This is a genomic window from Vreelandella venusta (genome assembly GCF_015689495.1).
GTDB classification, from domain to species: domain Bacteria; phylum Pseudomonadota; class Gammaproteobacteria; order Pseudomonadales; family Halomonadaceae; genus Vreelandella; species Vreelandella venusta.
This window is the reverse complement of record NZ_CP065135.1, coordinates 3,039,021-3,061,401: the sequence shown is the minus strand read 5'-3', so window position 1 is coordinate 3,061,401 and position 22,381 is coordinate 3,039,021. Positions and strand designations below refer to the sequence as shown.

Below are 22,381 nucleotides of genomic sequence, written 5' to 3'. Positions count from 1 at the left end.
CTATGGATTTTACTCTTCCTCCTCTGTTGACGGCGATGGTTGATCGCGGCAACGGGCTGCTATGGGGCAGTGTGCTGATCTACCTGCTGATCGGTGCTGGCCTCTACTTCACCATTATGACCCGTGGTATCCAAGTACGTTACTTTGGACACATGTTCAAACTGCTGCGCAGTTCGCGTCAATCTAACGGCGGTATCTCTTCTTTTCAGGCACTTTCTACCAGTCTGGCGGCACGGGTAGGTACCGGTAACCTAGCTGGTGTGGCGGTAGCGATTTATTTTGGTGGTCCCGGCGCGATCTTTTGGATGTGGCTGACCGCCATGGTGGGTATGGCGACCAGTTTTGTGGAGTCCACTCTAGCCCAGGCCTATAAAGTTGATCACGGTGATAACACCTTCCGTGGTGGTCCGGCTCGCTATATTGAACGTGGCCTGGGGCTTCGCTGGCTGGCGGTACTGTTTTCGATCTGCTTAATTATCGCGTTCGGGTTGGCGTTTAACAGCGTACAGGCCAACTCCATCGCCCAGGCCATGGAACAGGCATTTGCCATTCCCACCTGGGCCATGGGGTTAGTTCTGATGGCGGTGATTGCGCCCATTATATTTGGCGGCCTGAAGTCGATTGCTAAAGTAGCTGAGCTAGTGGTGCCGCTGATGGCACTGTTGTATTTGCTGTTGGCACTCACGGTGGTGGCGCTCAATATCAGCGATTTGCCCGCTGCCTTTATGACCATTATTAAGAGTGCGTTTGGTTTTGAGCAGGCGGCCGGTGGCGCAATGGGGTATGCCATTTCTCAAGCTATTATGAACGGTATTCAGCGTGGTCTGTTCTCTAACGAGGCGGGTATGGGTTCAGCGCCCAATGCTGCCGCGACCGCCAGTACTCGGCCAGACCATCCCGCTGCGCAAGGGTTTATTCAAATGCTGGGCGTGTTTTTAGACACCTTGGTCATTTGTACTGCTACTGCGGCCATCATCATTATGGCTGGGCCTGAGCTGCTGGCTGGCGAAGAAAACAACGGTATTCAGCTTACCCAAATCGCGCTCTCTAGCCATGTGGGCGATTGGGGCGGTATGTTTATTGCCGTGGCGATCTTGCTGTTTGCATTCACTTCGGTGATCGCTAACTACTCATACGGTGAATCTAATATTGAGTACTTGGCAGGCCGTCGTGCGCCTATTGCGGTGCTGATTTATCGCTTGGCGGTACTCGGTATGGTGATGGTAGGCTCGGTTGCTAGCTTAGGTGCTATCTGGAATTTTGCCGATCTTTCCATGGGTATGATGGCAGTGATTAACTTAGTGGCTATTTTGCTGCTATCGCCGATTGCCTTTGCACTGTTCCGTGATTACGACGCTCAGTTGAAGGCTGGCCAAGAGCCTGTGTTTGATCCCAGTAAATTCCCTAAATTAGTAAATAAAGTAGATCCTAGCGCGTGGCCAAAGCGGAAATAAACGCTACTTTTTGATGCGATAGACGAAAGGCCCCGCCCTGCGAGCACCGCAGGGCGGGGCTTTTTGTTGTCTATGTATTCGATTTTTTCGAATAAGACAGGGGAAACGTTGCGCTTTTTTTAATCGAAAAGCGCCGTAAAATAGTTACCAGAGTTCCCACTAATACGTTAGGAAATTATCCATGACTACACGTGCACTGCTTGTAACTTCTTCTATTTTAGGCGAAAACGGCCAGTCCAATGCGTTAGCCAACCATTTTAAAACCAAAACGGAAGCTCATGATGTAGTGGTTACTCAGCGTGATGTGGTGGCTAACGCGTTACCGCACCTTGCGATCGAAGAACTCGGTGCATGGCAGACACCCGCAAACGAACGCAACGCTGAGCAGCAGGCATTAGCGGCTTACTCTGACGAATTGTTGGCAGAGCTACGGGCGAGTGATGTCTTAGTGCTGGCGGTGCCGCTGTATAATTTAGGTATTCCGTCCCAGCTGAAAGCGTGGTTTGACCGCGTGCTGCGCGCTGGTGAAACTTTCCGTTACACTGAAAATGGTCCGCAGGGTTTGCTTGAAGGTAAGCGTGCGATTATTTTAGCGGCTCGCGGTGGTCAGTACGCAGGGACTGAATTAGACAGCCAAACGCCACACCTTAAAGCCATGCTCGGTTTAATGGGCATTAGCGATGTGGATGTTGTCTTTGCGGAAGGCTTGAATATGGGTGACGCTCAGCGTGATGCAGCGCTAAAAGAAGCGTTCCAAGCGATCGATCAACTGGTCGAAACACTCTAGTAATACGTTGATTTAAAAGAGGTGACAATGCCACGCCCAGAACTGCTCGAACAAATTTATACCATTGTTGATCAGATTCCTGCTGGGCGGGTAACCACCTATGGGCGTATCGCGGCGATGACGGAGGGCGCTACGCCGCGCATGGTTGGCTCGGCGATGCGCCACTTACCAGAAGGGCATCAGCTACCCTGGCATCGCGTCATTGCTGCATCACTAACGCTAGCCGACCACGGCGGTGCTGACCGCCAGCATCAGAAATTGCGCGATGAAGGTGTTATGTTTGATAGCAAAGGGCGCGTTCCTGCACATCTTGTCTGGCCTGATTGAGCCAGAAGCGCTGTAAAAATAACGCCGCCCAACTATTGGGTACTATTGAGTGCCAGTTCATTCGGCGGCGTTATTAATTTACTCTTCCAGATTAGCCCCAGACTTCCAGGACCAGTCGCGCCAGCGTAGGTCAAATAAATCTTTGCGACGATCTTTCAAGTTGGTGACTGAGCCTTCGGCACGCACAACGGTAAGACGCGTCAGGTCTAGGTCCGAGAAGAAGATCATTTCGGTGTTAGGCGTGGTTTCCGCCAGCACTGCATCGTGGGGGAAAGCGAAGTCTGACGGTGAGAACACTGCCGATTGGGCATACTGGATATCCAGGTTCTCGATCGAAGGTAAATTGCCGACGCTGCCACACAGTACTACATAGCACTCGTTTTCAATGGCTCTTGCTTGGGCGCAGTGGCGTACTCGCAGATAGCCGTTTTTGGTGTCTGTCCAGAACGGTACAAACAGTATATCCATATCCTGATCGGCTAGCAGGCGGCCAAGTTCCGGGAACTCAACGTCGTAGCAAATCAAAATGCCCACGCGACCTGCATCGGTGTCGAAGACCTGCAGGTTATCACCCCCTTCGATCACCCAGTCGCGGCGCTCTTGGGGGGTGATATGCAGCTTCGACTGCTTTTCGATTTTGCCATCCCGGTGGAATAAGTAGGCAATGTTGTATAGCCGGTCATCGTCACCGACTTCAATCATCGAACCACCAACGATGTTGATGTTATACGACACCGCCATCCGCGAAAGCTCGCTTTTAAAACGCTCGGTGAAGCCCGCTAAAAAGCGAATCGCGCCCATTTGATCCTGCTGGGCCGAGCGGTCTTGTAGGCCCATCAGTGGCGCATTGAACAACTCCGGGAATACCGCAAAGTCACTTTGATAATCTGATAATGCGTCAACAAAGTACTCAATTTGTTGCAGGGCTGCTTCCACGGAAGCGAACTCACGCATTTGCCACTGTACTGCGCCCACTCGTACTTGAGTCGGGCGGGTATCTAGCACGCTCTCAGCAGGCTCGAACAGGATGTTGTTCCACTCCAACAGCGTGGCATAGCCGCGGGACTGCTCATCTTCCGGCAAATATTTACGCAGTAAGCGTTTTACTTGGAAGTCGTTAGCCAATTGGAACGACAAAATCGGGTCGTAGATCTCTTTGCGAGAGACTTTTTCGATGTACTCTGCTGGGGTCAGTTCTTGGGCGTACTGGTGGTACTCGGGAATGCGTCCACCTGCCAGAATGGCACGCAGGTTGTGCGAGCGGCATAGCTCTTTGCGGGCTTCGTATAAGCGCCGACCTAAGCGATAGCCACGGTAGTCGGGGTGGATCAACACATCCAGCCCGTACATGGCATCGCCATCTTGGTCGTTAAGGATAGTTTCACGATGGCCGATCAGGTCGTCATATTTATGCGGGTTGGAAAACTCGTCGTAATCGACCTGAACCGTTAGCGCAACGCCCACTAGCGCACCATCGTCCTCAATGGCAATTTGGCCATCAGGGAACTCCTCAATGAGCTTGTCAATAGTGTGCTTTGGCCACGCACCGCCGATGTCGTGATATACCGCATCCATCAGCGTTTTGAGCTGGTCGTAGTCATCGCTGGTGAGGTTGCGAAGATTAAGGTGCAGTTCTTCTAAGGACATGTTCAGGGGTTCCCGGCCGTCGAATGAAGGTGGCCTATTGTATCATTGCTGTGCATTGCTCGTTTTATCCGCCGCAATAGGGCGCGCCAGGGGGCGTGTCAACGTTTGCGCCATAATGACCCCGGCAAGAATGAGTAGCCCACCCATAAAGTGGAACCCGGCCACTTGCTCGCCTAAAAATGCCATGGCAATCAGGGCGCTAAATAGTGGCATTAAGTTGATAAAGATACTCGACTGGTTCGCGCCGATTTGGCGTACCGCGCGCATCCATAAGAACGTGGTAATGATGGAGGCGGGAATACCTGCGTAAAGAATTAACCCTATATTGTGGCTATCGACGGGGGTCATAGGGCCCATTAAATAGGGGGGTAGTAGAAATAGAACCGCAAAACAGACTTGGGCATAGAGCATAACCCAAGGGGGGAGGTTCATCGCCCAGCGCTTCAGCATTACGCCGTAAAGGGCGTAGCAGGTGGCAGCAACCACCATTAATGCGTCACCGGTGGCTACCTGGAGTTGCAGCAGAGACAAAGGGTTGCCTCGCCCAAGCAGTACCGTGACGCCAACGAATGCCAGAACGCCCCCGACAATACCGCCTAAGGTAGGCGGCTCGCGCAAGATCAGCGCGCTTAATAGTACGGTGAGAAGCGGCACCATGGCAGCCAAAATACCCATATTGGTGGCAGTTGTTGTTTCCGCCGCCATATACGCCAAGCCTTGCCACAGCCCCATGCCAAGTAGCCCCAGCAACGCCAGTTTCGGCCAGTGGCGACGTATTTCATCGCGATGACGTAAGGCCGCGGGAAGCACAAACGGTGTCATTATCGCCAGCGCCAGCAGCCAGCGTAGAAAAGCAATACTGCTAGGCGCAATGGTACCCACTGTTAATTGGTTAATCGTCATGTTCCCTGACCAAATCAACACAGTGGCTAGTGGCGGTAAAAAGTAAATCAATGGCATAGCGCGTTCCCTTATCGTTAGCCTGGTAATGTGACGTGCTTTCGCAAGAGGAGCAAGTGCTTTGCCACAAAGGTTGATGGTTTCGCAAGGCGGCTAAAGGGTGACAGATTAAGGGGAGTAAAGGACTGTACGTGGGACGATGTATGTCATACGCTTGTTTGAATGTTGTTAAAAATATAAAGGAGTACCGTGATGAATCATACGCCCGCTTACCCGCATCTATTTCGACCACTGACCGTTGGCCACTTAACGCTACCTAATCGTGTGTTGATGGGCTCAATGCACACCAATTTAGAAGAAGCTCCCAATGGTTTTGAGCGTCTAGCAGCTTTCTATGCTGAGCGGGCTCGTGCGGGTGTCAGCCTGATTGTAACCGGCGGTATTGCTCCTAATGCTGAAGGCGCTGTGTTCCAAGGGGCAAATGCCCTTACCGATGAGAGCCAGCTAGCGGAACATCGTGGGGTGGTAGAGGCCGTGCATGAAGCGGGCGGGCATTTGTGTATGCAGATTCTCCATGCTGGTCGCTATGCTTACTCGCCAGAGCTGGTAGCGCCCTCTGCGCTGCAGGCGCCAATCAACCCATTTATGCCTCGGGCACTTTCAGGCGACGACGTTGAGCAGCAGATAGACGACTATGTGCGCTGTGCGCAGCTTGCCCAGCAGGCGGGCTATGACGGTGTTGAGGTGATGGGCTCTGAAGGTTATTTGATCAACCAGTTTATTTGTCGTCGCACCAATCAGCGCGATGATGAGTGGGGCGGTGATTTTGAGCGACGTATTCGCTTCCCAATCGAAATTGTGAAACGCATTCGCTCGGCAGTGGGCGAGCGTTTTTTGATTATCTTTCGCCTATCGATGATTGATCTGGTGGAAGAAGGTAGTACGTGGGAAGAAGTAGTGCAGCTTGGTCATGCCATTGAAGCCGCAGGCGCGAATGTGATCAACACAGGTATTGGCTGGCACGAAGCCCGAGTACCAACCATTGTAACCAGCGTGCCTCGGGCAGCGTTTACCGAAGTTACAAAGCGCATTAAAGCAGCACTATCCATCCCGCTGATTACCACCAACCGTATCAATATGCCCGAGGTGGCGGAGCGTGTGTTGGCTGATGGGCACGCGGATATGGTGTCGATGGCACGCCCGTTTTTGGCTGACCCTGAATGGGTGCGTAAAGCCGAGGCGGGCCTTTCAGACGAAATTAATACCTGTATCGCCTGTAACCAAGCCTGCCTAGACCACACCTTTATGGGCAAGCTCACATCATGCTTGGTTAACCCAAGGGCGTGTCATGAAACCGAGCTGACACTCGAACCCACGCAAACACCCAAGCAGGTAGCGGTTGTCGGCGGCGGTCCCGCGGGGCTTGCCACCGCTGTGGCCGCTGCTAGTCGGGGGCATCACGTGGTGCTGTTTGAGCGACGTAGTGAGTTGGGTGGGCAGTTTAATTACGCCCGTAAAATTCCCGGTAAAGAGGAGTTCAACGAAACGTTGCGCTACTTCCGGGTGATGTTAGAAAAACACGCGGTAGATGTTCGCCTAAATACGGCGGCTACCCTCGATACACTAGCTGAATTTGACGAGGTGGTGATTGCCACCGGCGTTACCCCCCGTGAACTTGCGCTACCGGGGGCCGACCATGCCAGTGTGCTTAGCTACGCTGAAGCGATTGAGCATCCTGAACGTGTGGGCCAGCGCGTAGCCGTGATTGGTGCTGGTGGTATTGGCTTTGATGTATCAGAGCTGCTCGCTGACCAGGAGCATGCTGAAATGGATGTGGCCGCTTGGTGTGATGAGTGGGGCGTTGACCTTGCTGTAGGCGATCGTGGTGGTCTAAAGCCGCCAATGCCGCCAGCGTCTCCCCGTGACATTATTATGCTTCAGCGCAAAAGCTCTAAGCCAGGTAAGAACCTGGGCAAAACCTCGGGTTGGGTGCATCGTGCATCACTAAAACAGCGGGGAGTTAAAACCCTGACTGGCTGCGAGTATTTGAAAATCGATGATGCCGGTCTTCACATTCGCCGCGAAGGCGAAGAGCAGGTGCTGGCGGTGGACACGGTCGTGGTATGCGCCGGGCAGGAGTCGGTTCGCGAGCTTATCGCGCCCTTAAGTCAGGCGGGAGCATGCTTTCATGTGATTGGCGGCGCCGATGAAGCTGCAGAGCTAGACGCTAAACGAGCCATCGATCAAGGCACACGTCTTGCCGCTTCTCTGTAGCGATAGGCCAAGCGAGTTAGGCGGGTGACGTAAGCGTTGCAATGGCGATAGACTGGTCGATCAAGATAGCTGTTAACCGCAGTTAACAAATTAAGGCGCGAGTGGCACCCAGCTTGCGCCGTAAGATCGTCAGATAAAAGGACTATCGTCATGACCTCGGAGTGTACCCCACGATTTTTAGCCAGTGACAACACCTCGGGTATCTGCCCAGAGGCTATGGAATACCTGCTTGAAGCCAATCAGGCTGATGATTTGGCCTACGGCAATGACCGTTGGACTGCCCGTGCCGCAGATCGTTTTCGCGAAATGTTTGACTACGATTGCGATGTCTTTTTTGTGTTTAACGGTACTGCAGCAAACTCACTGGCACTTTCTGCAATGGGGCGCAGCTACCACAGCGTTATTTGTCATGAATTGGCCCACATTGAAACCGATGAGTGTGGTGGCCCTGAGTTCTTTTCTAACGGCGCGAAGCTGCTGACCTCGCCTGGGGCTAACGGCAAGCTAACGCCCCAGGGCATTGAAGCGCTGGTCACTAAGCGTAGTGATATTCACTATCCCAAGCCTAAAGTAGTGTCGCTTACCCAAGCGACAGAAGTTGGCACGGTCTACTCTCGGGAAGAGTTACTGGCAATACGCGCCATGGCAGACAAGCACGATTTACGCTTGCATATGGACGGCGCGCGCTTCGCCAATGCCTGCGCTAGTCTTAATGCAAGCCCCGCCGAGCTAACGTGGCAGGTAGGCGTCGATGCGTTGTGCTTTTCAGGGACCAAAAACGGGCTAGCGTTTGGTGAGGCGATTCTGTTTTTCAACCGTGACTTGGCTGAGGACTTTTCCTACCGTTGCAAACAGGCAGGTCAACTGGCTTCGAAAATGCGCTACGTTTCTGCCCCATGGCTAGGGTTGTTGGAAAGCGGCGCGTGGTTAACCAACGCTGAGCATGCCAATGCTATGGCACGGTATTTATCCGAAGGGCTGCAAGCACTTCCTGGCGTTTCACTGATGTTTCCGACCCAGGCGAATAGTGTTTTCGTTGAGTTTCCTCCTCATGCTATCGAGGCGTTGAAAGCCAAAGGCTGGACCTTCTATACCTTTATTGGAGCGGGTGGTGCGCGTTTTGTATGCGCTTGGAACACTACCGTTGAATTGCTGGATCAACTGTTGGCAGATGTAAAAGAAGTACTGGGATAATACTGCCTAAGCTGTACCTTCTCGATGCGTTGTTACCCGCCATTGCGCCGCCTTTCAGGCGGCGCTGTGCGCTCTGAACGCTGTTTTTAAGGCCATCGCATATTCAACGCAACTTAATCTCTCCTGCTGTGCTCAAATTATTAAACATTGTGCGTTGAAGGTTTAGTCATCACTTTTTGCTAATGCTGACTACGCTGATAGAGCAACACCTCGTATTGCGCACCGCTTGATGTTTGGGCTTGGCGGTAGCTGCTGGGGGATGGGCCACAGGAGAGTTCCATGAGCATCTTTGATCACGTTCAAGACCGATTTGCCCGCGTTCAGCAAGAGGACATGAGCCTAGAGGAGTATTTGGCGCTTTGTCGCCGTGATCCAAAGGTTTATGCCAGCGCCGCAGAGCGTATGCTGGAAGCCATTGGCGAGCCTGAAGTGATCGACACGGCGAAAGACCCGCGTCTATCACGCATTTTCTCGAACAAGGTGATTCGCCGCTATCCTGCTTTTGCTGAATTTCATGGTATGGAAGAAGCTATCGAGCAAATTGTCTCGTACTTCCGTCATGCCGCGCAGGGGTTAGAGGAGCGTAAGCAAATTCTCTATTTACTGGGACCAGTAGGTGGCGGTAAATCGTCGCTGGCTGAGCGCTTGAAGCTGTTGATGGAACGTATCCCGTTCTATGCCATTAAAGACTCACCGGTGTATGAATCACCGCTAGGGCTTTTTTCGCCGGAAGAAGATGGTGAGCTTCTGGAGCAAGAGTACGGTATTCCTCAGCGCTATCTGCGCAGTGTAATGTCGCCATGGGCGGCGAAACGCTTAAAAGAGGCAGGCGGCGATATTTCTCAGTTCCGGGTGGTGCGCCTTTATCCCTCGCGGTTAAATCAAATTGCCATCTCCAAAACTGAGCCTGGCGATGAAAATAACCAGGATATCTCGTCGTTAGTGGGTAAAGTCGATATTCGTCAGTTGGAGCTTTACTCGCAAGATGACCCCGATGCCTATAGCTTCTCTGGCGGGCTCTGCCGCGCTAACCAAGGGCTTATGGAGTTCGTCGAGATGTTTAAAGCACCTATTAAGGTGCTGCATCCATTACTTACCGCCACTCAAGAAGGTAACTACAACCCTACAGAAGGCATGGGGGCAATTCCTTTTGACGGGGTGATTTTAGCCCACTCGAATGAATCGGAATGGCAGGCATTTCGCAATAACCGCAACAACGAAGCATTTTTGGATCGTGTCTATATCGTCAAAGTGCCTTACTGTCTGCGGGTCTCTGAAGAAATCAAGATTTACCAAAAACTGCTCGAAGACTCCTCGCTTAATGCCGCCCCTTGCGCGCCTGATACGCTGCGCATGCTGGCGCAATTCTCGGTGCTTTCGCGGCTAAAAGTGCCAGAAAACTCCAGCATCTACTCCAAGATGCGCGTCTATGATGGAGAAAACCTGAAAGACACCGATCCTCGCGCAAAGTCGATCCAAGAGTATCGTGATGCGGCGGGTGTGGATGAAGGCATGCAGGGATTGTCTACCCGTTTCGCCTTCAAGATACTTTCTAAAGTGTTTAACTTCGATGGCACTGAAGTTGCCGCGAACCCTGTGCATTTGCTGTATGTGCTAGAGCAAGCATTAGAGCGGGAGCAACTGCCTTCAGAGGTATTTGAACGCTATATCGGCTTTATCAAAGAGTTTCTGGCACCGCGCTATGTCGATTTCATTGGTAAGGAAATCCAAACGGCGTATCTGGAATCTTATAGCGAGTATGGGCAGAACATCTTTGATCGCTACGTAACCTACGCGGATTTCTGGATTCAAGATCAGGAGTATCGCGACCCCGAAACGGGCGAATTGTTGAACCGCCAGTCACTCAATGACGAGCTCGAAAAAATTGAGAAACCAGCAGGTATCTCTAACCCGAAAGACTTCCGTCATGAAGTGGTTAATTTCGTATTGCGGGCGCGTGCGCAAAACAATGGCATGAACCCCAGCTGGCAGTCTTATGAAAAGCTCAAAGGCGTTATCGAGCATAAGATGTTTGCGAATACTGAAGAGCTATTACCGGTTATTTCGTTTAATGCGAAGGCGTCGAAGTCGGATCAGAAGAAGCACGAGGACTTTGTGGCGCGCATGGTGGATCGTGGCTATACCGAGAAACAGGTTCGGCTGCTTTCCGAGTGGTACCTACGCGTGCGCAAGTCCCAGTAGCGGATAATCGGGAGGTCGTATGACCTACTTTATTGATCGAAGGCCTAACGCTAAGCATAAAAGCGCGGTCAATCGGCAGCGCTTTTTGGAACGTTATCGCAAACATATCAAGCGCTCGGTGGAGGAGGCGGTTAACCGCCGCTCCATTACTGATATGGAGCGAGGGGAAAAGGTATCCATTCCTACCAAGGATATCTCTGAGCCGGTGTTTCAACATGGCCCGGGTGGTGCGCGCAATATCGTATCGCCCGGCAACAAGGAGTTTTTAGAAGGCGATAAAATTCGCCGCCCTGGTGGTCAGGGCGGTGGCGAGGGGGCGGGCGAAGGCGGGGCTTCCAATCAAGGCGAGGGTGACGACGAGTTTGCATTTACCCTAAGCCGTGAGGAGTTTTTGGAGTTTGTATTTGATGGTCTTGAGTTGCCCCATTTGCAGCGCAAGCCACTGAAGTCACTCGAAGAGATAAAAATGGTGCGTGCGGGGCTTGCGCGTGACGGAGTGCCGTCGCGAATTAGCATTACCCGATCAATGCGGGAAGCTTACGCACGCCGTATTGCCATGCGTGCCCCTATTAAGCGAGCGTTGAAAGAGGCTCAAGAGGCGCTCGCGGCAGAAGAGCGCAAGGACCCGGTACTGCGCAACCCTGCGAGAGTAGTTGAGCTAAAGGCAGAAATAGAGCGTTTGGAAAAGCGTATTGAGGCGGTGCCATTTATTGACACTTATGACCTGCGTTACCACCAGTTGGCAGCGCAGCCTCAGCCTTCGAGCCAGGCGGTGATGTTCTGTGTCATGGACGTTTCTGGTTCTATGACGCAAAACCACAAAGATATCGCTAAACGCTTTTTCTTACTGCTCTATTTGTTTTTGGAAAAGCATTACGAAAAAGTAGAGCTGGTGTTTGTGCGCCACCACACGGCTGCGCGAGAGGTCAGCGAGGAGGAGTTTTTCTACTCTCGAGAAACCGGTGGCACCATCGTTTCCAGCGCACTCACCCTGGTAAATAAAATCATCGAAAAACGCTACCCCGCCGGACAGTGGAATCTCTATGTCGCCCAGGCATCGGACGGCGATAACTGGGATGATGACTCGAATATTTGCCGGGACTTACTGGTTAAACAGCTTATGCCGCAGTTGCAGTACTACGCATATGTGGAAATTACTCCTCATGAGCATCAATCGCTGTGGCATGAATATGAAGCGGTCGCCGCACAGTTCCCCGAACGGTTTGCGATGCGCCAAATTGTTGATGCTGGAGATATCTACCCTGTCTTCCGTGAGCTGTTTAAACGTCGGTTGAGTCAAGAGCAGTAACGTGAACCGAGGAGTACGCCATGAGTGTAGCCCGTAAGCCAATAGCGACCGGTTCCGACTGGAATTTTAGTGTGTTGGAACGCTTCGACGAGGAACTCGCCAGGCTCGCTGATGAGTACCGCCTAGATACTTATCCCAATCAAATAGAAGTGATTACCACTGAACAGATGATGGATGCCTACGCGAGCGTAGGGATGCCGGTAGGTTATCATCACTGGTCGTTTGGTAAGCAGTTTCTGGCCGTTGAGCAAGCCTACAAGCGCGGCCAGATGGGGCTTGCCTATGAGCTGGTGATCAACTCCAATCCATGTATTGCCTATCTAATGGAAGAGAACACGTTAATGATGCAGGTATTGGTCATTGCGCATGCCTGCTATGGACATAACTCTTTCTTTAAAGGCAATTACTTGTTCCGCGCCTGGACCGATGCCGATTCCATCGTTGATTACCTAGTATTTGCTCGTAAGTATATTGCGCAGTGTGAAGAGCGCCACGGTGTCCATGCCGTGGAGCAACTGTTAGATGCCTGTCATGCACTACAAAACTACGGTGTAGACCGTTACAAGCGACCCTCGCCTATTTCTGCTGAAGAAGAGGTAAGGCGTCAGGAAGAGCGTGAAGCCTACCTGCAAACCCAGGTCAATATGTTGTGGCGCACGATTCCTGATGCGCCCAATGGCACTTCTCCACTGCCGGGTAGCCTGCACAGTGATGCAGACCCACTGGGCCTGCATAGCGGTGGTGTTTATCCCTCAGAGCCACAGGAAAACTTGCTCTACTTTATTGAGAAAAATGCGCCACTTCTAGCTCCCTGGCAGCGCGAAATTGTACGCATCGTTCGTAAGCTGGCGCAGTACTTTTATCCCCAGAGGCAAACCCAGGTGATGAACGAAGGATGGGCGTGTTTCTGGCACTATACGCTGATGAATCGTTTATACGATGAAGGGAAAGTCGATGAAGGCTTGATGCTGGAGTTTTTGCAATCCCATGCCGCGGTTATCAATCAGCCAGGATTTGATAGCCCGCACTACAGCGGTCTTAATCCCTACGCTCTAGGGTTTGCGATCTTTATGGATATTAAGCGGATTTGTGATGCGCCAACGGATGAAGACCGGGAGTGGTTTCCCGATATTGCGGGTAGCCCGTGGCGCGATACCGTTGAGTTTGCAATGCGAAACTTCAAGGATGAATCGTTTATTCAGCAGTTTTTATCCCCCAAGGTAATGCGCGATCTCAAGCTGTTCTTAATTGTTGATGATGATCAGGTGGAAACACTGGAAGTCGCAGCAATTCATAATGAACGGGGGTATCGGCGAGTGCGCGAAGCGCTTTCAACTCAATATGCGTTATCGGTGCGTGAGCCCAATATCCAAGTTGTCGAAGCGGCCATACGTGGGGATCGTTCGCTGACGTTACATCATGTACAAGATAGTCGTCGGCCCCTTGGCCGCAGCGTGTATCCGGTGATTCGCCACTTGCAGCAACTATGGGGATTCCCGGTGCATTTAATCTCAATGGAAGAGGGCCGTGTGACGCGCCGTTACCAGTGGCCGATTGAGGAGGAAAACAAAGAGGTGAGTTAAGGCTAACTAACTACCCCGCAGTAAACGCGGGGTAGTGGTAAAGCTTGGCTATTTTACCAAGCCCTGCCGGCGACTAACGTTAGCCTTTGGCAGTCCAGGACTGGCACCAGCCTCCCGGCTCAACGCTATTTTGCGGGAATAGTTGGCAGCCTTCAGTTTCTGCATTAAAGAACATGCAATTTGAACACAACTCACCTTCCTCATAGGCTGGATGGTCGCTTGCGTCACTGGCTGCCGCAACGTAATTAAGCGCCTGGGCAGTAGAGTTGGAGGGATCAAGGCGCGGCAGTTCCTGGGCAAAAGCAGTCTTTGACAGGATACCTACACCCAATGGCAGGGCGGCTAGGCCCATTACGCTATTACGCATGAACTTACGACGGCTCTGATTAGCCATGGTGTCTCCTTAGCGTCACGGTTTGACGTTTTTTTGCTTATGTTGTTGGGTGGTGATCCACCTCTAATACTCCGACAAAACTAAGAAACCGGAGTTCTCTAAGCCATGCTAGCGCATGCTCAAAATTAGTGCGAATAACCTTATGAAAAGCGCGACAATTAACCACGTCACTGAGCGGTGCTTGGTCTTGGCAAGCAGCCTGTTATACTCGCCTCTGGTTGCTGATTAGATTGTTAACGCTACTTTGGGGGTGCTATGCAAAACGCTGTGATTTTAATCAATACTGAGAAAGGCCAGGTAAAAGCAGTCGCTGAGCGCCTTGCTGATGTAGACGGTATTAGCGAAGTCTATTCGACGTGTGGTCGCTATGATTTGGTCGCGATAGCCCGTACCCCTGATTTTGAAAGCCTTGCTGAACTGGTCACAGAACGACTAAATGCTGTCGAGGGTATTAGCGATACCGAAACACTCAATGCGATGCAGGTACACTCCCGTCACGACCTAGAAACGATGTTTTCCCTGGGCTGGTAACCGGCAAATTAGCTGATATAAAAAAGCAGGATGCAGAATCATTATTGTAGGGAGTAAGGCTGTTGGGAAAATCGCTTTCGCGCTGGCGTCGTCGGGGAAAACGCCTGGGTATCGCTGTGCTTTTTGTCGTAGTAGGAACGGGGCTTTGGGAGTTTCAGGAGCGTCAGCATCAGGATGATTATACCTGGATGGGCGTGCCTACCTGGGATGGGTTTCAGCTAACAACATTTCACCGTGTGCTGAGAAACGATGGCTTTTTAGCGGGATGGTCTGATGTGCGGGTAAACCCACTTTGGGTCAGCTATCAAGTCGAAGCGGTGCCCGATGATACTCGTATTGGCCCGCGGCCTAATTTTAAAGCTGACTGGCGCACGTTATGGCCAGTAGGTACTGATAGCTATTCCGGCAGTGGTTATGATCGCGGACACTTAGCACCTAACTATGCCATTGCAGCGGTGCATGGTCGTAACGCTCAGGTCGATACCTTCTTGATGAGTAATATGACGCCTCAGCGGCCTAACTTGAATCGCCAGCTTTGGCAGCGCCTTGAAGAGTCGGTGATGGACCATTTTGCACCGCGCTTTGATCGCTTGCAGGTGATTACTGGGCCTATTTTTCCTGAGCACTTCATGGACAATGCGTTTAATCGCGTTGGTTTTGTGGAAGTGCCAGAAGCGTTTTATAAGATTATCGTTGTGCCGAATGAAGAGGCGCCGTTGGCGCTTGCCTTTATTATGCCGCAGGACGTTCGTGGTAATGAGTCGTTAGCCGATTATCTGGTGACTATCGATGAGATAGAGTCGCGCACAGGGCTGAATTTCTTCCCTGATTTAGCGGCAGAGCGTGAAGCTGTTCTGGAAGGGCAATTGCGTACTCAAGGCTGGGCGCTAGAAGAAGTAGCGCGACGTCCTGGGCGTTTCCAGTAATAAAGTCAAAGCATTTAAAGTCAAAGTGCTTTCGAGGACATAGGCTTAACGCGACGACAATCTCGTTTAGTTCTTTCGTCTAGCTGTCTCGTCTATCTGTCTCGCCTAGCTCTTCCTGGCTAGGGGTGTTTGACAGCGAGATGGATGCTGATGGGCTGACAGAAAGTTTTATCTTTGCCTGATAGTGCAACTTGGACAGTAATTTAAACGGCTACTCTTCTTCTTGACTCGTGTTGAGATAGAGTAGCCGTTTTTATTGCATGGAGGCCCCAGAACTTATTTGAACACTTGTCTCAAAATAAACAACGATCATAAAAAAAGATAGCTACTTACCCAGCACTTCTTTCTAGGCATTATCAACCATTCCCCCTCGTGACTACGACAAGCGTTTTTACGTGACGTGGATAGCTACATCATAGCTACATTGGCATAACACAAGCGCTCGCTGGCAAGCCATATTCAATCTGAACTTCTTGGTGGGCTGAATTTTATGTATTTTGTCTAAGTTAGACTAATTATTCTTACAGGTTGATATGGCGGTAGTGGCATGGTTGTTGCTAATATTTGAATGCCCATTTGGGCTATACATCTTCACTCTTGATTAAGCATATATTTATGCGGTGTGTTCTGAGCAATCATGCTAATGGATCAGTACTGGAGGGGATAGGTAAGTGACTGTAAAAAAAGAAGAGTATGAATTTTCCGCGCTGGATGATGAACTGTTGGCGAGTTATTATCTAAGTTTCCACGATCTAATGACTCAGGCGGAAGAGGCTACAGCTTCAGATATTGCAGCTGATGCAGTTAACAAAGTTCTGGGAGGGGGGCTAGCAACTAACGTTACCTATACCGGCTCAAGTAATGCTGCGTTTTGGGTTGATAACTTTGAAATTCTGCCAGAAGAAGGTTTTGAGTTGCCAGCCTACCAATATGGTCAGGGTATTATGTTGTCGACAGGTGGGTTCCCAGGCTCAGAGAATACCACGACTGGGGATAGTGTAAATCACGGAGAGCCAGGAGACTCAGATCTAACCGAAACGGCACTTGAAGCATTCCCAGGAGCGGGTAGCACAAACGATGCGTCAGTGATTGAGTTTACGGTAAATGTTAATGACCCGGATGTGGATACACTTCGTGCAAGCCTTGTATTTGGCTCAGAAGAGTTCCCAGAATTTGTTGACAGTGACTATGTAGATATTGCTGCTTTATATGTCAACGGCGTTAACTACGCTGAGTTTGCTGCGACGGATAAACCGCTAAGTGTTATTTCAGATAACCTTGAGTCAGGTGTATTTGTTGATAATAGCAACCAACTTAGTTCTCCTTATGCAATTGAGTGGGACGGCTTCAGCAGAGAGATTGTCGTTCGTGCTCCCCTGCAGCAAGGCGAAAATACCATCAAGATTGGTATCGCTGATACTGGTGATCTCATTCTGGATTCAGGGCTTTTTGTATCTGATCTCTCTCTGATTAGCGGGGGAGGCTCGGGCGGTGGTGTGCTAAGTGCATTGGTTCCGGATACTGAAGGTAACGTCACTACAACCGTGGCTGCAGAAGAAGTCACGTTGAATGAGCAGGCAAACATCGTCACAGGCAGTACTGCTGAGTTGAATGGTGATGTCATTGTTGGCTTTGAGACGAATGACAAAGTAGTTGTTAAAGATAGCTTTTTTGATGTGTCAGATGTGACATTTAGCCTTGGGTCAGTGATTTTAGATATTGATTCTAATCAGGACGGGGAAAATGATACGACGCTGACGTTTGCTGACTTGGATGATCCAGATAGCTTTGTATTTACACAAGCTGAAGATGGAACCACGATCACCCTTGATGAGACTTCTCCGGAGCCAGAACCAGAACCAGAGCCAGAACCAGAGCCAGAACCAGAGCCAGAGCCAGAACCAGAGCCAGAACCAGAGCCAGAACCAGAGCCAGAGCCAGAACCAGAGCCAGAGCCAGAACCAGAGCCAGAGCCAGAACCAGGGCCAGAGCCAGAACCAGAGCCAGAGCCAGAGCCAGTGGCTAATAATGATGATCTAGCGGGTCATTTTGGCTGGTTGGCCAGTGGCAACCTGTTTGCTGATAATGGTAATGGTGCTGATCAGGCAGCTGGGGACGATGCAATTGTCATCACTGCCATTGATGGCCAGGATGTTGTTTTCAATACGGCAATGACGCTGGACTCCGGTGCGAGTGTGATTGTGCAGGAAAATGGCGACTTCACTTATGACCAAGGTTCTGCGTTTACTGCTTTGGCAGAAGGTGAAACAGCTATCGATACTTTCGAGTATTCAATTGCCGGTAGCCAAGGCGCAGCAGCATCAGCAGTTGTTTCTGTGGAGCTGGGTGAAGCAATCGATAGCGTCGAGATTTCGGCTATTGAGGCGCTTTACCAGATGGCGTTTGACCGCGAGGCGGATGCCGAAGGGTTGGAGTACTGGTCCGGTATTCGTGACGAAGGTAGCAGTCTGTTTGAGGTGGCTGACTACTTCTTAGCATCGGAAGAGTTTGTCAGCGAGCATGGTGATAACCTAGACGCTGATGACTTCCTAATGGTGCTTTATAACAATACCTTTGACCGTGCGCCCGATGCAGAAGGGCTTGAGTACTGGTCTGAGGTGCTGGTCACTGAGCAGGCTGGCCAGGGCGATGTAATGGCTTACTTCGCCTCATCCGACGAAATGCACAGTAAGTATCTGGCGGAAGGCTTTATCTTCGCCTGATAGTGCAACTTCGTTCGTAATCTAAGCGGCTATTCTTCCTAAAATGACGACGGTCGAGAAGAGTAGTCGCTTTATTTATCTTCAGCCCAACAAGCACCAACGCTCTAGGGGAATCGAGGCATGACAGGTAGATATGAGCATGATATGTAGATATGAGATTTAAACGTCAGAGGGGAGGTAAGTGTAAATGAGGAGGGAGAGGGGGAGTCAATAACATTACAGTGTTGGTGCCCAGGAGAGGACTTGAACCTCCACGACCATACGGTCACTAGCACCTGAAGCTAGCGCGTCTACCAATTCCGCCACCTGGGCATATCATACTTCGCTACTGATCTTACTGCTGTTTGTATTCGCGTGGTGCCCAGGAGAGGACTTGAACCTCCACGACCATACGGTCACTAGCACCTGAAGCTAGCGCGTCTACCAATTCCGCCACCTGGGCGAATACAAACGTTTTGCTGATGCTTTCTCAGTACTATTGCTAAATAGTACTGCTTGCTGCTACACCGTTTTACATCATCAAAAGGGGATGACATGATATAAAATGGTGCCCAGAAGAGGACTTGAACCTCCACGTCCATACGGACACTAGCACCTGAAGCTAGCGCGTCTACCAATTCCGCCATCTGGGCAAGTGGCGCGTATGATACCGAGGCCACGCTTAAATGCAAGACCCGGTAACTGTTTTTTATCATTAAAATCGTACAATTGCCGTGCTAGATGGTTGGGTGATTGGGCGGGCAGCGCTATAATGCAGTTATGACCAAACCAAACATGATGTTTTTCAGTCGATCAATGACTGAATCCCCCCGCCCGCAGCGCACTGCGCCTGCGCAAATTGTCTGCCTCCCGCAAACGCAATCAAGGATGTTGATCGCATGAAGTACTGGACGTTGAGTGATGATCCGCACGCCGAGCGCGAGGCGCAAAAGTATGATAATCCTGCGCCCAGCCGCGAATATTTATTAGCTGCCCTGGAAGCGTACGGCAAGCCAATAACCCACGAAAATATGAGCCGCATGCTCGGCATTGAAGATGAAGATCATCTCGAAGCTATTCGCCGTCGTATGGCTGCCATGGAACGTGATGGTCAGGTGCTGCGCGATCGTCGTGGCGCTTATGCGCTAATTGACAAGCTTGATCTTATTAAAGGGAAGGTGATGGGCCACCGAGATGGCTTTGGCTTCCTGTTGCGTGATGATGGAAAAAAACCAGACTTAGTCTTGCCGCCACGTCAGATGCGCCGAGTTTTTCACGGCGATCATGTGCTGGCGCGCGTTAGTGGTCGCGACCGCCGCGGCCGTGATGAGGCGACTATTGCCGATGTGATTGCGCGCAATACCCAAACAATTGTGGGTGTATACCGTAGTAACTCACCTGAGTTTGGTGTGCTGATTCCTGAAAATCCACGTATTACCCAGGAAGTTATCATTCCTCATACGGCAAGCGCTGGCGCAAAAGACGGCCAGGTAATATCGGCAAAAATCGTTCAGCAGCCGGCCACACGTGTTCAGCCGGTCGGCGAGGTTATCGAAGTGCTGGGCGAGCGAATGGATCCTGGCATGGAAATAGATATCGCGATTCGTAGCTACGATATCCCCGCTGAGTTTCCGCCAGAAGTACTTGATCAAACTAGCGGTATTTCAGCAGAAGTATTAGAGGAAGATAAGCAACACCGCGTTGATTTGCGTGAGATTCCGTTGGTCACTATCGACGATGAGTCCGCCAAAGATTTTGATGACGCGGTGTGCGCCTGGAAAACCAAGTCGGGCAGTTGGAAGCTGCTGGTCGCTATTGCCGATGTGTCGCACTACGTGCGCCCGGGAACCGCGCTTGATGATGAAGCGCGCACGCGGGGCAACTCGGTGTACTTCCCTGGCCAAGTTGTGCCAATGTTGCCTGAGTTACTTTCAAATGGCTTGTGTTCGTTAAATCCCCATGTTGATCGTCTTGTGATGGTTTGTGAGATGAATATCTCCAAGACGGGGGCTATTAGCCGCTACTCGTTCTATGAAGCGGTAATGAACTCCCATGCCCGCCTGACTTACAACAAAGTGGCGGCCATTCTCGATAACGAGAGCGCTGAAGGGGAGGCGCTGCGCAATGAGCATAAGGCGCTAGTGAAGCCGCTGCGAAATTTACACGAGCTTTATGGCCTGCTGCGTAACGCCCGGGAAGAGCGTGGTGCGATTGATTTTGATACCACTGAAACGGCGATTATCTTCAATGATGAGCGCAAGATTGAAAAAATTGTCCCGCGCACCCGCAACGATGCTCATAAGCTAATTGAGGAGTGTATGCTGGCGGCCAATGTGGCTACCGCGCGGTTCCTGGATAAGCATGATTTGCCCGCTCTTTATCGTATTCATGAGCGCCCGACACCGGAACGCCTTGATAAATTACGCCTGTTCTTGAGCGAGCTAGGGCTTTCCGTGGGTGGCGGTGACATGCCGACGCCTCAGGACTACCAAGCGTTGCGTGAGGCGATTGCTGATCGTCCTGATGCTGACATCATCCAAACTGTCATGTTGCGCTCAATGAATCAGGCGGTTTATTCGCCCCAGAATGAGGGGCATTTTGGCTTGGCTTACCAAGCCTATGCGCACTTTACTTCACCGATTCGCCGCTATCCTGATTTGTTGGTACATCGTGCCATTCGCTCGGTTATTCGTGGACCACGACAAACCAATACCGTTGTTCGGGTAGCGGGCGCGCCTGTTGATCCGCCAAGTAAGTGGTGTCCTTATACCTTCGAGCAAATGCTTGAGTTGGGTGAACACTGCTCAATGACCGAGCGGCGGGCTGATGAAGCAACCCGTGATGTTGAAAGTTGGCTCAAGTGTGAGTTTATGTCCGACAAGTTGGGCGAAACGTTCGAAGGCACGATTGCTTCGGTGACTCAGTTTGGCTTGTTTGTGCGTCTGGACGACTTCTATGTCGAAGGGTTGGTGCATGTCACCTCGCTACCCTCTGACTACTATCACTATGAAGCAGAGAAGCACCGTCTTAAAGGTGAGCGCACAGGCACGACCTACCGCTTGGGTGACGGACTGACGGTTCAGGTCGCGCGGGTAGATATGGATGATCGTAAGATCGACTTTGGCTTAGCTGACGAGAAGCCTCGGCCACGCCGCCAGCCGCGTAAGCGCCGCGCTGGAGAAGGTGCTGCTGGGGTAGAAGGGGGAGCTGGCAAAGCAGCGGCATCAGCTGATAAGCAGCCGACGCGCCGTGGGCCAAGACGCACGCGTAATGGTACGCGTAAACCATCACCGAATAAGGGGTGAGCATGAAATCGTCGTCATCTCGACGTAGCCCGCGTCCGACTGTTCGTACTCCGGATGGACTGGACCAAGTGTATGGCGTTCACGCCCTGGAAAGTCTGCTAGAGCGGGGCGAAACGCCCCTTGAATTGTGGGTCCAGCAGGGGGCGGGTAACCGCTTGAAAGAAGTGGTTGCGAGTGCTCAGGCGCGTGGTGCGCGGATTAAAGAGCAGTCTCGCGACTTGTTGGATCAGCTTACTCAGGGGGCAGCCCACCAAGGAGTCGTAGCGTTTTGTCCGCCGCTGGTTCCCGAGGGGGAAGAGTCGCTGTGGTTGAAGCTACGTGCATGGCAAGCGTCTGCACCGCCGCTATTGTTGGTGCTAGATGGTGTTACCGATGTGCATAACTTTGGTGCGTGCCTGCGTAGTGCGGATGCCGCTGGCGCTCATGGTGTGATTGTGGCTAAGGATAAAGCCGCGCCGCTGAACGCGACAGTGCGCAAAGTTGCTTGCGGCGCAGCCGAGGTAGTGCCTGTTTATCAAGTTACTAATCTATCTCGTACGCTGGCTAAGTTAAAAGATGCCGGTGTATGGATTACCGGTACCGCCGGTGAGGCCGAGGCTAGCCTGTTTGAGATCGATATGACTGGCCCGACCGCGTTAGTAATGGGCGCTGAGGGGAAGGGGGTGCGCCGGTTAACCCGGGAGGCCTGCGATAACTTGGCAAAGCTGCCTATGGCAGGGCAGGTGTCCAGCCTGAACGTATCGGTCGCGACAGGTATTTGTTTGTTTGAAGCTGTTCGGCAGAGGCAGCTTGCAAGTTCTGCACTAGCCCACTAGAATGCTTGCGCCCGTTTAACTTTGAGCGGGC

At 51.6% G+C, this 22,381-nt stretch carries 16 protein-coding genes and 3 tRNA genes; 13 read left to right on the top strand and 6 right to left on the bottom strand.

From position 1 onward, the window contains the following. Positions 1-2: 2 nt before the first annotated feature. The 3 genes from IR195_RS14400 to IR195_RS14390 all read left to right on the top strand — a co-directional run bounded on the left by IR195_RS14400 (position 3) and on the right by IR195_RS14390 (position 2,568). Positions 3-1,454, top strand: coding sequence for an alanine/glycine:cation symporter family protein (locus tag IR195_RS14400; RefSeq protein ID WP_206047903.1), 1,452 nt, complete (start codon positions 3-5; stop codon positions 1,452-1,454). A gap of 181 nt (positions 1,455-1,635) precedes the next feature. Next, positions 1,636-2,241, top strand: a complete 606-nt coding sequence (locus tag IR195_RS14395; protein ID WP_206047902.1) for an FMN-dependent NADH-azoreductase — start codon at positions 1,636-1,638, stop codon at positions 2,239-2,241. A gap of 27 nt (positions 2,242-2,268) precedes the next feature. Continuing rightward, the gene (locus tag IR195_RS14390) at positions 2,269-2,568 is read left to right on the top strand and encodes an MGMT family protein (RefSeq protein WP_038477012.1); all 300 of its coding nucleotides are present in this window, start codon (positions 2,269-2,271) and stop codon (positions 2,566-2,568) included. 78 nt (positions 2,569-2,646) lie between these two features. Here IR195_RS14390 and IR195_RS14385 read toward each other — a convergent pair whose 3' ends face one another. After that, positions 2,647-4,215 (bottom strand): carbon-nitrogen hydrolase family protein, encoded by a 1,569-nt coding sequence (locus tag IR195_RS14385; protein WP_125750213.1) that lies wholly within the window; start codon positions 4,213-4,215, stop codon positions 2,647-2,649. A gap of 42 nt (positions 4,216-4,257) precedes the next feature. Further along, the gene (locus tag IR195_RS14380; protein ID WP_206047901.1) at positions 4,258-5,175 is read right to left on the bottom strand and encodes a DMT family transporter; all 918 of its coding nucleotides are present in this window, start codon (positions 5,173-5,175) and stop codon (positions 4,258-4,260) included. A gap of 192 nt (positions 5,176-5,367) precedes the next feature. Between IR195_RS14380 and IR195_RS14375 the strand changes: the two genes are divergently transcribed. The 5 genes from IR195_RS14375 to IR195_RS14355 all read left to right on the top strand — a co-directional run bounded on the left by IR195_RS14375 (position 5,368) and on the right by IR195_RS14355 (position 13,677). Beyond that, complete coding sequence (locus IR195_RS14375; protein ID WP_206047900.1) at positions 5,368-7,389, top strand: NADPH-dependent 2,4-dienoyl-CoA reductase; 2,022 nt, start codon at positions 5,368-5,370, stop codon at positions 7,387-7,389. A 150-nt stretch (positions 7,390-7,539) separates the two neighbouring features. After that, entirely contained in the window at positions 7,540-8,583 is a 1,044-nt protein-coding gene (locus IR195_RS14370) for a threonine aldolase family protein (RefSeq protein WP_206047899.1), read from the top strand. Positions 8,584-8,862: 279 nt separating this feature from the next. Beyond that, positions 8,863-10,785, top strand: coding sequence for a PrkA family serine protein kinase (locus tag IR195_RS14365; RefSeq protein ID WP_125750203.1), 1,923 nt, complete (start codon positions 8,863-8,865; stop codon positions 10,783-10,785). 19 nt (positions 10,786-10,804) lie between these two features. Next, positions 10,805-12,094, top strand: a complete 1,290-nt coding sequence (locus IR195_RS14360) for a YeaH/YhbH family protein (RefSeq protein ID WP_125750200.1) — start codon at positions 10,805-10,807, stop codon at positions 12,092-12,094. 20 nt (positions 12,095-12,114) lie between these two features. Then, the gene (locus IR195_RS14355) at positions 12,115-13,677 is read left to right on the top strand and encodes a SpoVR family protein (RefSeq protein WP_206047898.1); all 1,563 of its coding nucleotides are present in this window, start codon (positions 12,115-12,117) and stop codon (positions 13,675-13,677) included. Between the two features lie 79 nt (positions 13,678-13,756). On the opposite strand, the gene IR195_RS14350 is transcribed toward IR195_RS14355, so the two are convergent. Further along, entirely contained in the window at positions 13,757-14,071 is a 315-nt protein-coding gene (locus tag IR195_RS14350) for a high-potential iron-sulfur protein (RefSeq protein ID WP_125750195.1), read from the bottom strand. Positions 14,072-14,326: 255 nt separating this feature from the next. Here IR195_RS14350 and IR195_RS14345 point away from each other — a divergent pair, with 255 nt between their 5' ends. The 3 genes from IR195_RS14345 (at position 14,327) to IR195_RS14335 (ending at position 18,251) form a co-directional block, all read left to right on the top strand. Next, positions 14,327-14,602, top strand: coding sequence for an Lrp/AsnC family transcriptional regulator (locus IR195_RS14345; protein WP_009721675.1), 276 nt, complete (start codon positions 14,327-14,329; stop codon positions 14,600-14,602). Positions 14,603-14,664: 62 nt separating this feature from the next. Then, a complete protein-coding gene (locus IR195_RS14340; RefSeq protein ID WP_206047897.1) occupies positions 14,665-15,528 on the top strand; it encodes a DNA/RNA non-specific endonuclease in 864 nt (287 codons plus the stop codon). Between the two features lie 671 nt (positions 15,529-16,199). Beyond that, positions 16,200-18,251: a choice-of-anchor L domain-containing protein gene (locus tag IR195_RS14335; protein WP_206047896.1), complete on the top strand. Its 2,052-nt coding sequence runs from the start codon at positions 16,200-16,202 to the stop codon at positions 18,249-18,251. Positions 18,252-18,476: 225 nt separating this feature from the next. Here the strand turns inward: IR195_RS14335 and IR195_RS14330 are convergent. From IR195_RS14330 to IR195_RS14320, 3 genes are all read right to left on the bottom strand, one after another. Next, positions 18,477-18,563: transfer RNA gene (locus IR195_RS14330), tRNA-Leu, on the bottom strand. 43 nt (positions 18,564-18,606) lie between these two features. After that, positions 18,607-18,693, bottom strand: a tRNA-Leu gene (locus IR195_RS14325). A 103-nt stretch (positions 18,694-18,796) separates the two neighbouring features. Continuing rightward, positions 18,797-18,883, bottom strand: a tRNA-Leu gene (locus IR195_RS14320). Between the two features lie 246 nt (positions 18,884-19,129). Here IR195_RS14320 and rnr point away from each other — a divergent pair. Further along, entirely contained in the window at positions 19,130-21,535 is a 2,406-nt protein-coding gene (gene rnr / locus IR195_RS14315; RefSeq protein WP_146945248.1) for a ribonuclease R, read from the top strand. A 2-nt stretch (positions 21,536-21,537) separates the two neighbouring features. Further along, on the top strand, positions 21,538-22,350 hold the full coding sequence (gene rlmB / locus IR195_RS14310) for a 23S rRNA (guanosine(2251)-2'-O)-methyltransferase RlmB (protein WP_206047895.1): 813 nt from the start codon (positions 21,538-21,540) through the stop codon (positions 22,348-22,350). Positions 22,351-22,381 lie beyond the last annotated feature (31 nt).

Coding starts and splice junctions, on each gene's coding strand:
- IR195_RS14400 (WP_206047903.1), top strand. CDS start 3: ATGGATTTTACTCTTCCTCCTCTGTTGACGGCGATGGTTGATCGCGGC.
- IR195_RS14395 (WP_206047902.1), top strand. CDS start 1,636: ATGACTACACGTGCACTGCTTGTAACTTCTTCTATTTTAGGCGAAAAC.
- IR195_RS14390 (WP_038477012.1), top strand. CDS start 2,269: ATGCCACGCCCAGAACTGCTCGAACAAATTTATACCATTGTTGATCAG.
- IR195_RS14385 (WP_125750213.1), bottom strand. CDS start 4,215: ATGTCCTTAGAAGAACTGCACCTTAATCTTCGCAACCTCACCAGCGAT.
- IR195_RS14380 (WP_206047901.1), bottom strand. CDS start 5,175: ATGCCATTGATTTACTTTTTACCGCCACTAGCCACTGTGTTGATTTGG.
- IR195_RS14375 (WP_206047900.1), top strand. CDS start 5,368: ATGAATCATACGCCCGCTTACCCGCATCTATTTCGACCACTGACCGTT.
- IR195_RS14370 (WP_206047899.1), top strand. CDS start 7,540: ATGACCTCGGAGTGTACCCCACGATTTTTAGCCAGTGACAACACCTCG.
- IR195_RS14365 (WP_125750203.1), top strand. CDS start 8,863: ATGAGCATCTTTGATCACGTTCAAGACCGATTTGCCCGCGTTCAGCAA.
- IR195_RS14360 (WP_125750200.1), top strand. CDS start 10,805: ATGACCTACTTTATTGATCGAAGGCCTAACGCTAAGCATAAAAGCGCG.
- IR195_RS14355 (WP_206047898.1), top strand. CDS start 12,115: ATGAGTGTAGCCCGTAAGCCAATAGCGACCGGTTCCGACTGGAATTTT.
- IR195_RS14350 (WP_125750195.1), bottom strand. CDS start 14,071: ATGGCTAATCAGAGCCGTCGTAAGTTCATGCGTAATAGCGTAATGGGC.
- IR195_RS14345 (WP_009721675.1), top strand. CDS start 14,327: ATGCAAAACGCTGTGATTTTAATCAATACTGAGAAAGGCCAGGTAAAA.
- rnr (WP_146945248.1), top strand. CDS start 19,130: ATGAAGTACTGGACGTTGAGTGATGATCCGCACGCCGAGCGCGAGGCG.
- rlmB (WP_206047895.1), top strand. CDS start 21,538: ATGAAATCGTCGTCATCTCGACGTAGCCCGCGTCCGACTGTTCGTACT.